Source organism: Streptomyces sp. PKU-EA00015 (assembly GCF_013387495.1).
GTDB lineage: Bacteria > Actinomycetota > Actinomycetes > Streptomycetales > Streptomycetaceae > Streptomyces.
The window spans coordinates 64,013-77,877 of sequence record NZ_JABZEE010000002.1; the positions used below are offsets into that span (position 1 = coordinate 64,013).

14 protein-coding genes are annotated in these 13,865 nt (G+C 70.0%); all 14 read left to right on the forward strand.

Annotation, left to right across the window (positions count from 1 at the left end; genetic code table 11):
- Nucleotides 1-9 precede the first annotated feature (9 nt).
- On the forward strand, nucleotides 10-2,061 hold the full coding sequence (gene rho, locus HW130_RS01965; RefSeq protein WP_177147587.1) for a transcription termination factor Rho: 2,052 nt from the start codon (nucleotides 10-12) through the stop codon (nucleotides 2,059-2,061).
- A 188-nt stretch (nucleotides 2,062-2,249) separates the two neighbouring features.
- Nucleotides 2,250-3,365: an LCP family protein gene (locus HW130_RS01970; protein ID WP_177147588.1), complete on the forward strand. Its 1,116-nt coding sequence runs from the start codon at nucleotides 2,250-2,252 to the stop codon at nucleotides 3,363-3,365.
- A gap of 201 nt (nucleotides 3,366-3,566) precedes the next feature.
- Nucleotides 3,567-3,791 carry a 50S ribosomal protein L31 gene (gene rpmE / locus HW130_RS01975; protein ID WP_005311879.1) on the forward strand — a complete coding sequence of 75 codons (225 nt, stop codon included), beginning with the start codon at nucleotides 3,567-3,569 and terminating at the stop codon, nucleotides 3,789-3,791.
- Between the two features lie 108 nt (nucleotides 3,792-3,899).
- The gene (gene prfA, locus HW130_RS01980; protein ID WP_177147589.1) at nucleotides 3,900-4,979 is read left to right on the forward strand and encodes a peptide chain release factor 1; all 1,080 of its coding nucleotides are present in this window, start codon (nucleotides 3,900-3,902) and stop codon (nucleotides 4,977-4,979) included.
- Between the two features lie 42 nt (nucleotides 4,980-5,021).
- Nucleotides 5,022-5,867 (forward strand): peptide chain release factor N(5)-glutamine methyltransferase, encoded by an 846-nt coding sequence (gene prmC / locus HW130_RS01985; protein ID WP_177147590.1) that lies wholly within the window; start codon nucleotides 5,022-5,024, stop codon nucleotides 5,865-5,867.
- Nucleotides 5,868-6,144: 277 nt separating this feature from the next.
- Nucleotides 6,145-6,792 carry an L-threonylcarbamoyladenylate synthase gene (locus HW130_RS01990; protein WP_177147591.1) on the forward strand — a complete coding sequence of 216 codons (648 nt, stop codon included), beginning with the start codon at nucleotides 6,145-6,147 and terminating at the stop codon, nucleotides 6,790-6,792.
- Between the two features lie 28 nt (nucleotides 6,793-6,820).
- Entirely contained in the window at nucleotides 6,821-7,471 is a 651-nt protein-coding gene (locus HW130_RS01995) for a protein-tyrosine-phosphatase (protein WP_177147592.1), read from the forward strand.
- Nucleotides 7,472-7,602: 131 nt separating this feature from the next.
- Nucleotides 7,603-8,862: a serine hydroxymethyltransferase gene (glyA, locus tag HW130_RS02000; RefSeq protein WP_177147593.1), complete on the forward strand. Its 1,260-nt coding sequence runs from the start codon at nucleotides 7,603-7,605 to the stop codon at nucleotides 8,860-8,862.
- A gap of 100 nt (nucleotides 8,863-8,962) precedes the next feature.
- The gene (locus HW130_RS02005; RefSeq protein ID WP_177147594.1) at nucleotides 8,963-10,297 is read left to right on the forward strand and encodes an MraY family glycosyltransferase; all 1,335 of its coding nucleotides are present in this window, start codon (nucleotides 8,963-8,965) and stop codon (nucleotides 10,295-10,297) included.
- Nucleotides 10,298-10,651: 354 nt separating this feature from the next.
- Complete coding sequence (locus HW130_RS02010; protein WP_177147595.1) at nucleotides 10,652-11,089, forward strand: hypothetical protein; 438 nt, start codon at nucleotides 10,652-10,654, stop codon at nucleotides 11,087-11,089.
- Nucleotides 11,090-11,363: 274 nt separating this feature from the next.
- Nucleotides 11,364-12,134 (forward strand): F0F1 ATP synthase subunit A, encoded by a 771-nt coding sequence (atpB, locus tag HW130_RS02015; protein ID WP_177147844.1) that lies wholly within the window; start codon nucleotides 11,364-11,366, stop codon nucleotides 12,132-12,134.
- 72 nt (nucleotides 12,135-12,206) lie between these two features.
- Nucleotides 12,207-12,443, forward strand: a complete 237-nt coding sequence (gene atpE / locus HW130_RS02020) for an ATP synthase F0 subunit C (protein WP_147988146.1) — start codon at nucleotides 12,207-12,209, stop codon at nucleotides 12,441-12,443.
- Nucleotides 12,444-12,484: 41 nt separating this feature from the next.
- The gene (locus tag HW130_RS02025; protein WP_177147596.1) at nucleotides 12,485-13,033 is read left to right on the forward strand and encodes a F0F1 ATP synthase subunit B; all 549 of its coding nucleotides are present in this window, start codon (nucleotides 12,485-12,487) and stop codon (nucleotides 13,031-13,033) included.
- The gene (locus tag HW130_RS02030; protein ID WP_177147597.1) at nucleotides 13,030-13,845 is read left to right on the forward strand and encodes a F0F1 ATP synthase subunit delta; all 816 of its coding nucleotides are present in this window, start codon (nucleotides 13,030-13,032) and stop codon (nucleotides 13,843-13,845) included. The genes HW130_RS02025 and HW130_RS02030 overlap by 4 nt, the downstream gene beginning before the upstream one ends.
- Nucleotides 13,846-13,865: the final 20 nt, after the last annotated feature.

Consider the following 13,865-nt stretch of genomic DNA (forward strand, 5'->3'; position numbering starts at 1 on the left):
GGACCCTTCGTGAGCGACACCACCGATCTGATGGGCGTGACTGCCGACAACAACGTCGACACCGCCGCGCCCGCCGCAGGTGCTGCCTCCGGCACCACCGCACGGCGCCGCCGCTCCGGCACCGGCCTCGAGGGCATGGTCCTGGCCGAGCTGCAGCAGGTCGCGTCCGGCCTCGGCATCAGGGGCACTGCGCGCATGCGCAAGAGCCAGCTGATCGAGGTCATCAAGGAGGCGCAGGCCGGCACCGGGGTCTCTCCGGCGAAGAGCGCGGAGGCCGAAGGCGAGGCGCCGACGAAGCCCAAGCGCCGCACCACCTCCAAGACGCGTACGGGCGAGGAGTCCGCCGCCCCGGCCGAGGAGAAGGCGGACAAGGCCGAGAAGGCCGTCGCCCAGCAGCAGATCGAGATCCCGGGACAGCCGGCCAGCGACGAACAGCCGGCCGGTGAGCGCCGCCGTCGTCGTGCCACCGCCCAGGCGGGCAGCCCCGAGACTCGTACCGAAGCGCGCACGGACACGGCCGTCGACGTCAAGACCGACGTCAGGACCGAGCCGCAGGGCGACGCCAAGGCCGAGACCGCCATCGGCGCCCAGGAAGGCGAGGGCCGCCGCGACCGTCAGGAGCGCGGTCAGCGCGGCGAGCGCCGCGACCGCGGTGAGCGCGGTGAGCGCGGTGAGCGCGGTGAGCGCGGTGAGCGCGGTGAGCGTCAGCGCGACCGCCGCGGCAAGGGCGACGACCAGCAGGGCGGCCAGCGCCAGCAGCGCCAGGGCGGCCAGCAGGGCCAGCAGGGCGGCGGCCCGCAGGACGACTTCGACGAGGACGGCGGCGGCCGGCGCGGACGCCGCGGCCGCTACCGCGACCGTCGCGGCCGTCGCGGCCGTGACGACTTCGCGAGCGGCGAGCCGCAGGTCTCCGAGGACGACGTCCTGATCCCCGTCGCGGGCATCCTGGACATCCTCGACAACTATGCGTTCATCCGGACCTCCGGCTACCTGCCCGGCCCGAACGACGTGTACGTCTCCCTCGCCCAGGTCCGCAAGAACGGCCTGCGCAAGGGCGACCACGTCACCGGTGCCGTGCGCCAGCCCAAGGAGGGCGAGCGCCGCGAGAAGTTCAACGCGCTGGTCCGCCTCGACTCGGTCAACGGCATGGCGCCCGAATCGGGCCGCGGCCGCCCCGAGTTCAACAAGCTGACCCCGCTGTACCCGCAGGACCGCCTCCGCCTGGAGACCGACCCGGGTGTGCTGACCACGCGGATCATCGACCTCGTGTCGCCGATCGGCAAGGGCCAGCGCGGCCTGATCGTGGCCCCGCCGAAGACCGGCAAGACCATGATCATGCAGGCGATCGCCAACGCGATCACCCACAACAACCCCGAGTGCCACCTGATGGTCGTCCTCGTCGACGAGCGTCCGGAAGAGGTCACCGACATGCAGCGGTCGGTCAAGGGCGAGGTCATCTCCTCGACCTTCGACCGTCCCGCAGAGGACCACACCACCGTCGCCGAGCTGGCCATCGAGCGCGCCAAGCGTCTCGTCGAGCTGGGTCACGACGTGGTCGTCCTGCTCGACTCGATCACCCGCCTGGGCCGTGCGTACAACCTGGCGGCCCCGGCCTCCGGGCGCATCCTGTCCGGTGGTGTCGACTCGACCGCGCTGTACCCGCCGAAGCGCTTCTTCGGTGCCGCGCGCAACATCGAGGACGGCGGATCCCTGACCATCCTCGCGACCGCTCTGGTGGACACGGGTTCGCGCATGGACGAGGTGATCTTCGAGGAGTTCAAGGGCACGGGCAACGCGGAGCTCAAGCTCGACCGCAAGCTCGCCGACAAGCGCATCTTCCCGGCGGTGGACGTCGACGCGTCCGGCACCCGCAAGGAGGAGATCCTGCTCGGCAGCGACGAGCTCGCGATCACCTGGAAGCTGCGCCGTGTGCTGCACGCGCTGGACCAGCAGCAGGCGATCGAGCTGCTGCTCGACAAGATGAAGCAGACGAAGTCGAACGGCGAGTTCCTGCTCCAGATCCAGAAGACCACTCCCGGCATCGCCAACGGCAACGACTGAGAGATCTTCGCCACGGCAGCCGGGGCCCGGTCACGGGCCCCGGCGCCGCCGTCGGCCACTGTGCCCACCGTGCGACGCACGGTGGGCACACGTCGTTCTCAGGGACTTCTCATACGCCCGTGCAACCCTTTCGGGCGCTTCACCGTCTGTCATCCCAAGGGCAGCGGTCCGACAGAGCCGAGGAGACCATGACCGACAGCAGCGGTGGCGGCCGGATACTCCCCCTACGCCCAGGGGGCGTGGGGGGACCCCCAAGCGGCGTACGCCGCTTGGGGGTGTGGACCGCCGCGGCATGGTCGGCGGCCGCCCTCGTCCTCGTCGGCGGCTCCGGCCTCGGGTACGTGTACGTCAAGGTCGACGGGAACCTCGAGGGCGTCGACATCAACCAGGCCCTCGGCACCGAACGCCCGAAGAACATCGACAACGGCTCCATGGACATCCTGGTCCTGGGCTCCGACTCCCGCGCCGGCGCGAACGGCGCATACGGCACCGACGAAGGCGCCGCCCGCTCCGACACCGCGATGGTCGTGCACGTCTATCAGGGCCACAAGAAGGCCGGCGTGGTCTCCATACCCCGCGACACCCTCGTCGAGCGGCCCGAGTGCACCGACACCGAGGGCGCCGTCCACGCCGGGGCACCCCGCGCGATGTTCAACACGGCGTACGAGGTCGGCGGCCCGGCCTGCGCCGTCAAGACCGTCGAGGCCATGTCCGGCATCCGCATGGACCACTACATCGAGGTCGACTTCACCGGCTTCACGAAGCTGATCGACGAACTCGGCGGCGTGGAGGTCACCACGACGCGCCCCATCGACGACTCCAAGAGCCACCTCAGCCTTCCGCCCGGCACCCACACGCTCGACGGCGAGCAGGCCCTCGGCCTCGTCCGCACCCGCAAGGGCGTCGGCGACGGCAGCGACCTCGGGCGCATCCAGCTCCAGCAGGCGTTCATGAAGGCGTTCATCGACCAGGTCAGGAACGTCGGCGTCTTCAGCAACCCGAAGAAGCTCCTGGACCTCGCCGACACCGGCAGCAAGGCGATCACCCCGGACTCCGAGCTCGACTCCGTCAGCGAGCTCGTCGGCTTCGCCCGTGGCCTGAGCGCCCTCGGCGCCGAGGACGTCCACATGGTCACGATGCCGGTCCGCTACGACCCGCTCGACCCCAACCGCGTCGTCCCGGTGGAGACGGGTACCGCGCAGGTGTGGTGGGCGCTCAAGCAGGACAGGCCGATCCCCGCCGCCGCACTTGAGGACTCCGCCGGCGACAAGGGTGAGGCCGCCGGCGTGGTCAGCGGCGGGTGACGGCTGCCCGACCGTAGCCGCTCCGGCACGGCATGTGGCCGCAAGCGCCGTCCGTACCCGCCGAAGGGGCCCGGAATACTGCGGGCCCCACCCCGGTTTTGGGAGATACGGCCGGTCCTGGCAGACTGGTACGTCGGCCCCGGTTCACGTACGAGCAATCCGCGCGTACGACCCGGTGCCCTCCCGAATCTAGGAGACACCTTGAAGCGCGACATCCACCCCGAGTACGTCGAGACCCAGGTCAGCTGCACCTGCGGTGCGTCGTTCACCACCCGTAGCACGATCCAGAGCGGCAACATCCGTGCCGAGGTCTGCTCCGAGTGCCACCCGTTCTACACGGGCAAGCAGAAGATCCTCGACACCGGTGGCCGTGTGGCCCGCTTCGAGGCCCGTTTCGGCAAGGCTGCCGGCTCCGCCAAGAAGTAGCGAGCCACTGCGCCGGTCGTCGGCCGTCCTCTCGGGGGCGGCCGGGACCGGCGCTTTGTCCGTTCTGAGCAGCAGCCACCCCACGTGTACGGAAGCAGGAACCCGGAGATGTTCGAAGCGGTCGAGGAACTGGTCGGCGAGCACGCCGACCTCGAGAAGAAGCTCGCCGACCCTTCGGTCCACGCGGACCAGGCGAACGCGCGTCGGCTCAACAAGCGCTACGCCGAGCTGACGCCCATCGTCGGCACGTACCGCTCGTGGAAGCAGGCCGGTGAGGACATCGAGACGGCGCGTGAGTTCGCCCAGCACGACCCCGACTTCGCCGCCGAGGTGAAGGAGCTGGACAAGCAGCGCGAGGAGCTCACCGAGAAGCTGCGGCTGCTGCTCGTCCCGCGCGACCCCAGCGACGACAAGGACGTCATCCTCGAGGTCAAGGCGGGCGCGGGCGGCGACGAGTCCGCCCTGTTCGCCGGCGACCTGCTGCGCATGTACCTGCGCTACGCCGAGCGCGTCGGGTGGAAGACCGAGATCATCGACGCCACCGAGTCGGAGCTGGGCGGCTACAAGGACGTCCAGGTCGCCGTGAAGACCAAGGGCGGCCAGGGCGCGACCGAGCCCGGCCAGGGCGTGTGGGCGCGGCTGAAGTACGAGGGCGGCGTGCACCGCGTGCAGCGCGTGCCGGCCACCGAGTCCCAGGGCCGTATCCACACCTCCGCGGCCGGTGTGCTCGTCACGCCCGAGGCCGAGGAGATCGACGTCGAGATCCACGCCAACGACCTGCGGATCGACGTCTACCGTTCGTCCGGCCCCGGTGGCCAGTCCGTCAACACGACCGACTCCGCCGTGCGCATCACGCACCTGCCGACCGGCATCGTCGCTTCCTGCCAGAACGAGAAGAGCCAGCTCCAGAACAAGGAGCAGGCAATGCGTATCCTGCGCTCCAGGCTGCTCGCGGCCGCGCAGGAGGAGGCGGAGAAGGAGGCGGCGGACGCCCGTCGCAGCCAGGTCCGCACCGTCGACCGGTCCGAGAAGATCCGGACGTACAACTTCCCGGAAAACCGGATCTCGGACCACCGCGTCGGGTTCAAGGCGTACAACTTGGACCAGGTGCTCGACGGGGACCTCGACGCCGTGATCCAGGCGTGCGTCGACGCGGACTCCGCGGCGAAGCTCGCGGCCGCGCAGTAGCCCGCGATCAGTCCCCACGAGCGTCACAGGAAGGGTGGGCGCGTGAACCTGCTGCTTGCCGAGGTGGCCCAGGCCACCCAGCGGCTGGCCGACGCCGGCGTGCCGTCGCCGCGCTTCGACGCGGAGGAGCTGGCCGCTTACGTCCACGGTGTGAAGCGCGGAGAGCTCCACAACGTCAAGGACGCGGACTTCGACGCCCGTTACTGGGAGGCCGTCGCGCGCCGTGAGGCGCGCGAGCCGCTGCAGCACATCACCGGACGGGCCTTCTTCCGCTTCCTGGAGCTCCAGGTCGGACCCGGCGTCTTCGTGCCGCGGCCCGAGACCGAGTCCGTGGTCGGCTGGGCCATAGAGGCCGTACGGGCCATGGACGTCGTCGAGCCGCTCATCGTCGACCTGTGCACGGGATCGGGCGCGATCGCCCTGGCCATGGCGCAGGAGGTGCCGCGCTCGCGGGTGCACGCCGTGGAGCTGTCCGAGGACGCCCTCACGTGGACGCGCAAGAACGCCGAGGGGTCCAGGGTCACCGTCCACCAGGGCGACGCCCTGAGCGCCCTGCCCGAGCTCAACGGCCAGGTCGACCTGGTGATCTCCAACCCGCCGTACATCCCGCTCACCGAGTGGGAGTACGTCGCCCCGGAAGCACGTGACCACGACCCGCAGATGGCGTTGTTCTCCGGGGAGGACGGTCTCGACACCATCCGCGGCATCGAGCGCACCGCGCACCGGCTGCTGCGGCCGGGCGGTCTCGTCGTCGTCGAGCACGCCGACACCCAGGGCGGCCAGGTGCCGTGGATCTTCAACGAGGAATCCGGCTGGGCCGACGCCGCCGACCACCCCGACCTGAACAACCGGCCGCGGTTCGCGACCGCACGCAAGGCGATGCCATGACGGCGTCGACTCCGAAGGCTCCGAAGGCGCCTGGAGCGAGTGAATTCAAGAGGCGTGGCGCCGCCGGAAGGGAGTGGGGGCACTGCCCCCACTCCCGCCACCCAGCGGGGGCAGCCGGGGGAGCGCGCAGGGCGCGAGGGCTGTGCCGCACGTGCGGCTGCCGCCGCGTCAGCGACCGAGCACGGTCGACCGTCGGCGGGGTCTTCGGCGCCCCGTGGGGGTGCCCGCGCCGCAAGCTGGGGGAGAACCGAGTGACCATGAAAAGGGAGGCCCGCTGATGGCTCGGCGATACGACTGCAACGACGCGACGGACCGGACCACCGGGCTGCGCGAAGCAGCCTCCGCGGTCCGCCGCGGCGAGCTCGTCGTGCTGCCCACCGACACCGTGTACGGGATCGGGGCCGACGCCTTCACCTCCGAGGCCGTGGCCGACCTGCTGGCGGCCAAGGGGCGCGGCCGCAACATGCCCACGCCCGTCCTCATCGGCTCCCCGAACACCCTGCACGGGCTCGTCACGGACTTCTCCGAGCAGGCGTGGGAGCTCGTCGACGCCTTCTGGCCGGGCGCGCTGACGCTCGTCGCCAAGCACCAGCCGTCGCTGCAGTGGGACCTCGGCGACACCCGGGGGACCGTCGCGATCCGTATGCCGCTGCACCCGGTCGCCATCGAACTGCTCACCGAGGTGGGCCCGATGGCGGTCTCCAGCGCCAACCTCACGGGACACCCCTCGCCCGAGGACTGCGACGCCGCGCAGGAGATGCTCGGCGACTCCGTCTCCGTCTACCTCGACGGCGGCCCGACCCCGGGCATCGTGCCGTCCTCCATCGTCGACGTCACCGGCAAGGTCCCGGTCCTGCTGCGCGAGGGCGCGCTTTCGGCGGACGAGCTGCGCAAGGTCGTACCCGACCTCGAGGTGGCCCCGTGAGGCGAGCGAGCATCCGGGGGCGGGCCCAGTGACCGCCCCTGAGGGGCGTGGCATAGCGGAATCCGGCAGAACGGCGTCGACCTTCCGCATCCTCCACGTCAGCACCGGCAACGTCTGCCGCTCGCCCATCACCGAGCGGCTGACCCGCCATGCCCTGAGCGACCGCCTCGGCGATCCCCTCACGGGCGGCCTCATCGTGGAGAGCGCCGGCACCTGGGGCCATGAGGGCGCCCCGATGGAGGCCAACGCGGAGATCGTCCTCGCGGACTTCGGCGCCGACGCCACCGGCTTCGTCGGCCGCGAACTGCTCGACGAGCACGTCATCCGCGCCGACCTGGTCCTCACCGCGACCCGCGACCACCGCGCCCAGGTGATCTCGATGGGGCACTCGGCGGGCCTGCGGACCTTCACGCTCAAGGAGTTCACCCGGCTCGTGCGGGCCATCGACCCGGCCACGCTGCCCGACCCGCGGGAGGACGGCGTGGTCGAGCGCGCGCGTGCGCTCGTGCGCGCGGCCGCGGCTCTACGCGGGTGGCTGCTGGCGCCGAGTCCGGACGCGGACGAGGTGTTCGACCCGTACGGTGCCCCGATCACGTTCTTCCGTTCCATCGGCGACGAGATCCACCAGGCGCTGGACCCCGTGGTCACCGCGCTCACGGGTGTGGAGTCGCGGGGCTGACGTCCGGTGCCCGCGGCAGCGGGCGGCCTTCGGCGGCCGTCCGAACCGGCCCGGCCGTACACCGCGCGCGCACCCCGCCCCGGTCCTACATTGGAGGTGCCGCCAGCACCTCGACGACGACCGGAGCCGCCATGTCCGTCACTCCTGAAGTGCGTTCCGTACCGGCCGTCTACGACAGCCCGTCCTTCGAGGCGCTGCGCCGCCAGGACCCGCAGGCTGCCGACATCCTCTTCGCCGAGGCACAGCGGCAGGCCGCATCGCTGCAGCTCATCGCGGCGGAGAACTTCACCTCGCCCGCGGTCCTCGCGGCCCTCGGCTCGCCCCTCGCGAACAAGTACGCCGAGGGCTATCCGGGCGCCCGTCACCACGGCGGCTGCGAGCTGGTGGACGCCGCCGAACGGCTGGCCGTCGAGCGGGCGATGACCCTGTTCGGTGCCGAACACGCCAATGTGCAGCCGCACTCGGGGTCCTCGGCGGTCCTCGCGGCGTACGCGGCACTGCTGAGGCCCGGCGACACCGTCCTCGCGATGGGGCTGCCGTACGGCGGGCATCTCACGCACGGCTCGCGGGCGAACTTCTCGGGGCGCTGGTTCGACTTCGTCGCTTACGGCGTCGACGCCGAGACCGGCCTCATCGACTACGACCAGGTACGCCACCTGGCCCGCCAGCACCGGCCGAAGGCGATCGTCTGCGGCTCGATCTCCTACCCGCGCCACCCCGACTACGCGGCCTTCCGCGAGATCGCCGACGAGGTGGGCGCGTATCTGATCGCCGACGCGGCGCACCCCATCGGGCTGGTGGCGGGCGGCGCGGCGCCCAGCCCCGTCCCGTACGCCGACGTGGTCTGCGCCACCACGCACAAGGTCCTGCGCGGCCCGCGCGGCGGCATGATCCTGTGCGGGGCCGAACTGGCGGACCGCATCGACCGCGCGGTGTTCCCGTTCACGCAGGGCGGCGCGCAGATGCACACGATCGCCGCCAAGGCCGTCGCCTTCGGCGAGGCGGCGACGCCCGCGTACCGGGCGTACGCCCATCAGGTGGTCGCCAACGCGAGGGCGCTCGCCGAGGGCCTCGCGGCCGAGGGCTTCGCGGTCCTGACGGGCGGTACGGACACGCACATCGTCGGCGCGGACCCGGCCGGTCTCGGCGTCGACGGCCGCACCGCGCGGGGCCGGCTGGCCGCCGCCGGCATGGTGCTCGACACATGTGCCCTCCCGTACGGGGACGGCCGCGGCATCCGGCTCGGGACGGCCGCGATCACCACGCAGGGCATGGGCCGGCCGGAGATGGCGCGGATCGCGACGCTGTTCGGGGCGGCGGTTCACGAGGACGGGCGGGTACTCGACCGGGTACGGGAGCTGACCGCGAGCTTCCCGCCGTATCCGCGCTGAGGCGGGCGGAGGCTGTGGAGGCCGTGTAACTGTCGGCCGTCCTCAGTCGTCCCATGTCTTAAGGTGTGGAGCGGCGCGTCGTCCAACACATGGGGAATCAGTGCGCGAGTACCTGCTGACGCTCTGTGTCACGGTCGCAGTGACTTATCTGCTGACCGGACCGGTGCGGAAGTTCGCCATCGCCGCCGGCGCGATGCCGGAGATCCGTGCGCGTGACGTGCACCGGGAACCGACACCGCGGCTCGGCGGTATCGCCATGTTCGGCGGTCTGTGCGCGGGTCTGCTCTTCGCGGACCACCTGGCGAACCTCAACGACGTCTTCGAGCTGTCGAACGAACCGCGTGCCCTGCTGTCGGGCGCGGCCCTGATCTGGCTGATCGGTGTCCTCGACGACAAGTTCGAGATCGACGCGCTGATCAAGCTCGGCGGGCAGATGATCGCCGCCGGGGTGATGGTCGTGCAGGGCCTGACCATCCTGTGGATCCCGGTGCCCGGCGTCGGCACCGTCTCGCTGACCGCCTGGCAGGGCAATCTCCTGACGGTCGCGCTGGTGGTCCTCACCATCAACGCCGTCAACTTCGTGGACGGCCTCGACGGGCTCGCGGCGGGGATGGTGTGCATCACCTCCGGCGCGTTCTTCATGTACGCCTACCGTCTCTGGTACGGCTACGGGATCGAGTCCGCCGCCCCCGCGACGCTGTTCGCCGCGATCCTGATGGGCATGTGCCTGGGCTTCCTGCCGCACAACATGCATCCGGCCCGGATCTTCATGGGCGACTCGGGGTCCATGCTGATCGGTCTGGTGCTGGCGGCCGGCGCCATCTCCATCACGGGCCAGGTCGACCCGGACCGGCTGGGGATCTTCGTGGGCGGCGAGCGTGCGGCGACGCACGCGATGCTCCCGGTCTTCATCCCGCTGCTGCTGCCGCTGACGATCACGGCGTTGCCGGTCGCGGACCTGTTGCTGGCGATCGTGCGCCGCACGTGGCGCGGCCAGTCTCCGTTCGCGGCGGACCGCGGCCACCTCCACCACCGCCTGCTGGAGATCGGCCACTCCCACAGCCGCGCGGTGCTGATCATGTACTTCTGGTCGGCGCTGATCGCGTTCGGCACGGTCGCGTACTCGGTGCATTCGGCGTCGATGTGGATCGTGCTGGTGATCGTGGCGCTGAGCGCGGTGGGCCTGGTCCTGCTGCTCCTGCCGCGCTTCACACCGAGGGCGCCGCGGTGGGCGGAGTCCTTCGTCCCGCCGCGCTACCGCCGCCGCAGGCCGGCGAGGGCGGCGATCACACCGTCGCCGGGCACGCCGTCCGCGTCGTACGAGGACGAGCCGAGGGTCCCGGTGGGCGTGGGTGTGAGCGGTGCGAACGGGGCGACGGCGATCGGTGGCCGCTCACGCTTCCGCGAACGGGACAACGCGGGCTCCGCGCGCTGAGCTTCCACGCGGCCGGTGCGTCGTTATCCGGCCTGCTGTCTCATGAATCCGGGCATTCGCGACACCCCTCGTTCCGGTGAAAGCCGGCCTACGTGCCGAGCGGGCGTTCGGTATAGCAGGCAATGCGGCGTTTTGTCGTGCACACACGCGCGGGGTCACTCTCATGTGTGAGAGTTGGCACACCTCTGGGTAAAGACCTCATCAAATAGTTTGTGATACCGTTCACGAGACCCGGAGACAGCGCCGAAGGACCGTAGTGCGACGGTCCGTTGGCCCCCGAGGCCCATCTCGGGACCGGGCCTACGCTCGTCCATGACGACACCACTGCCCCCACCAGCAAGCGGAGCTGCCGCCATGCCGTCCAACGACGCACGCTCACTTCTTCCCACCGTCGTACCCACCGCTGCCGCCGGCGTGATCGCCGCCGTGATCAGTGGGGTGGTCGCCGGTGGAAAGGGTGCGCTGGGCGCGGTCGTGGCCGCGCTGGTGGTCATCCTCTTCATGGGGATCGGCGTTCTCGTCCTGCAGCGGACCGCAAAGCAGTTCCCCCAGCTTTTCCAGGCGATGGGCCTGATGCTCTACACGACACAGCTGCTCGTGCTGTTCGTCTTCGTCGCCGTCTTCAAGGACACGACGCTGTTCAACCCCAAGGCCTTCGCTGTGACACTGGTCGCGGCCACGGTCGTGTGGGTGGCGGCTCAGGCCCGCGCCCACATGAAGGCCAAGATCCTCTACGTTGAGCCCGAACCGTCTGATTCCCGTCAGGGCGAGAAGACGGGGTCCTCGACGTGACAGGTAGGGCCGGGATAAATGCCCGTTCGAGACCCTGCTATCGTCCGGTGCCAACTGCGGCACTGCGGGCGCGGGCATCTGAGCTGACGCCTGCTCGATCGCGAGGCTTTGATGCCTGAGAGCCGCCCCCACATCCGAAACACCAGTCCGGTGCCGACTCGCGGCTGCGCGCCGCTCCGACACAACGAGGTTGCCGAACCCATGCGTCACGCCGAAGGAGCCCGCGGTGAGTGCTGAACAGACCACGCTCGCCTTTGACTGGAGCTGCCGCATCCTGGCCGACAACGGCTGTGGCTTTCCGGCGCCGGGCCTGCACTCCTTCCTCTTCAAGCCGATGTTCCACGTAGGCGGCTTCGAGTTCAACAAGGTGATGCTGCTCGCGCTGATCACCACGCTGCTGATCGTCACGTTCTTCACGATGGCGTTCGGCAAGGCGAAGGTCGTGCCGGGCAAGCTGCAGATGATCGGCGAGGCCGGCTACGACTTCGTCCGCCGCGGCATCGTCTACGAGACCCTCGGCAAGCGCGAGGGCGAGAAGTACGTCCCGCTCATGGTCTCGATCTTCTTCTTCGTCTGGATCATGAACGTCTGGTCCGTGGTCCCGCTGGCGCAGTTCCCGGTGTCGTCGATCATCGCCTACCCGGCCGTGCTCGCCCTGCTGGTGTACGTGATCTGGGTGTCGCTGACCTTCAAGCGTCACGGCTTCGTCGGCGGCTGGAAGAACATCACCGGCTACGACAACTCCCTCGGCCCGATCAAGTGGCTGGTCTCGTTCATCGAGTTCTTCTCGAACCTGCTCGTCCGCCCGTTCACGCACGCGGTGCGACTCTTCGCCAACATGTTCGCCGGTCACCTGATGCTGGTGATGTTCACCGTCGCCTCCTGGTACCTGCTGAACAGCTACATGATCCCGGCCGCCGGTGTCTCGTTCGTGATGACCATGGCCATGATCGTCTTCGAGCTCTTCGTGCAGGCCGTCCAGGCGTACGTCTTCGTCCTCCTGGCCTGCACCTACATTCAGGGCGCTCTCGCCGAGCACCACTGAGCCTCAGCACGGACCCCGAAAACGTCCGGTGGTCAACCCCCACCGGTCCGTACATGAAAAGGAAGAATCAGCATGGCTGCCACTGAGACCCTCGCCCAGGTCACCGGTTCGCTCGGCTCCATCGGCTACGGCCTCGCCGCGATCGGCCCCGGCATCGGCGTCGGCATCGTCTTCGGCAACGGCACCCAGGCCCTGGCCCGTCAGCCCGAGGCTGCCGGCCTGATCCGTGCCAACCAGATCCTGGGCTTCGCCTTCTGTGAGGCGCTCGCCCTGATCGGCATCGTTATGCCGTTCGTGTTCGGTCAGTAATCACTTCTCACTGACGACACTTTTCGACGAAAGGCACTGATGTGATCGCCAACATCGTTCAGCTGGCGGCCACGGAGGAGCAGAACCCGCTCCTTCCGCCGGGCCCCGAGCTGCTCGTCGGCACGATCGCCTTCGCCATCGTCTTCTTCTTCTTCGCGAAGAAGCTCCTCCCGAACATCAACCGTGTTCTCGAAGAGCGTCGCGAAGCCATCGAAGGCGGCATGGAGAAGGCGGACGCGGCCAAGATCGAGGCCGAAAGCGTCCTGGAGCAGTACAAGGCCCAGCTCGCCGAGGCCCGCCACGAGGCCGCACGGCTGCGCCAGGAAGCCACCGAGCAGGGCACCGCGATCATCGCTGAGATGAAGGCGGAAGGCCAGCGGCAGCGTGAGGAGATCATCGCGGCCGGCCACGCCCAGATCGAGGCCGACCGCAAGGCCGCGGCCGCGGCGCTGCGTCAGGACGTGGGCAAGCTCGCCACCGACCTGGCCGGCAAGCTCGTCGGCGAGTCCCTCGAGGACCACGCCCGGCAGAGCCGCACCATCGACCGCTTCCTCGACGAGCTCGAGGCGAAGGCCGAGGTCGCACGATGAACGGAGCCAGCCGCGAGGCGCTGGCCGCCGCGCACGAGTCCCTCGACGCGCTGACCGACAACACGTCGGTCGACGCGGCGATGCTCGCCGGCGAGCTGGCCGCCGTCACCGCGCTGCTCGACCGTGAGGTGTCGCTGCGTCGGGTCCTGACCGACCCGGCGCAGGCCGGCGAGGCCAAGGCCGAGCTGGCGGGCCGTGTGCTCGGCGGCCAGGTGGGCGGCGAGACCGTCGACCTGATCAAGGGCATGGTCCGCGCCCGCTGGTCGCAGTCGCGCGACCTGGTCGACGCGCTCGAGGAGCTGGCGAACACCGCAGACCTCACGGCGGCCCAGCAGGCCGGTGCGCTCGACAACGTCGAGGACGAGCTGTTCCGGTTCGGCCGGATCCTTTCGTCCAGCACCGAGCTGCGGTCCGCGCTGACCGACCGGTCCGCCACCGCCGCCGCCAAGAGCGAGCTGCTGAGCAGCCTGCTCGGCGGCAAGGCCGAGCAGGTCACCGAGCGTCTGGTCGTGCGTCTCGTCACGCACCCGCGGGGACGTAGCCTGGAAGCGGGACTCGAGTCCCTCTCCAAGCTGGCCGCGGGGCGCCGGAACCGGATGGTCGCCGTCGTCACCTCCGCGGTGCCGCTGACCGACGCGCAGAAGCAGCGCCTCGGCGCGGGTCTGGCGCGGATGTACGGCCGCGAGATGCACCTGAATCTCGAGGTGGACCCCGAGGTCCTCGGCGGGATCTCGGTGCGCGTCGGTGACGAGGTCATCAACGGCACCATCTCGGAGCGGCTCGACGAGGCCAAGCGTCGGATCGCCGGCTGACACGGCTCAGCCGCACAACT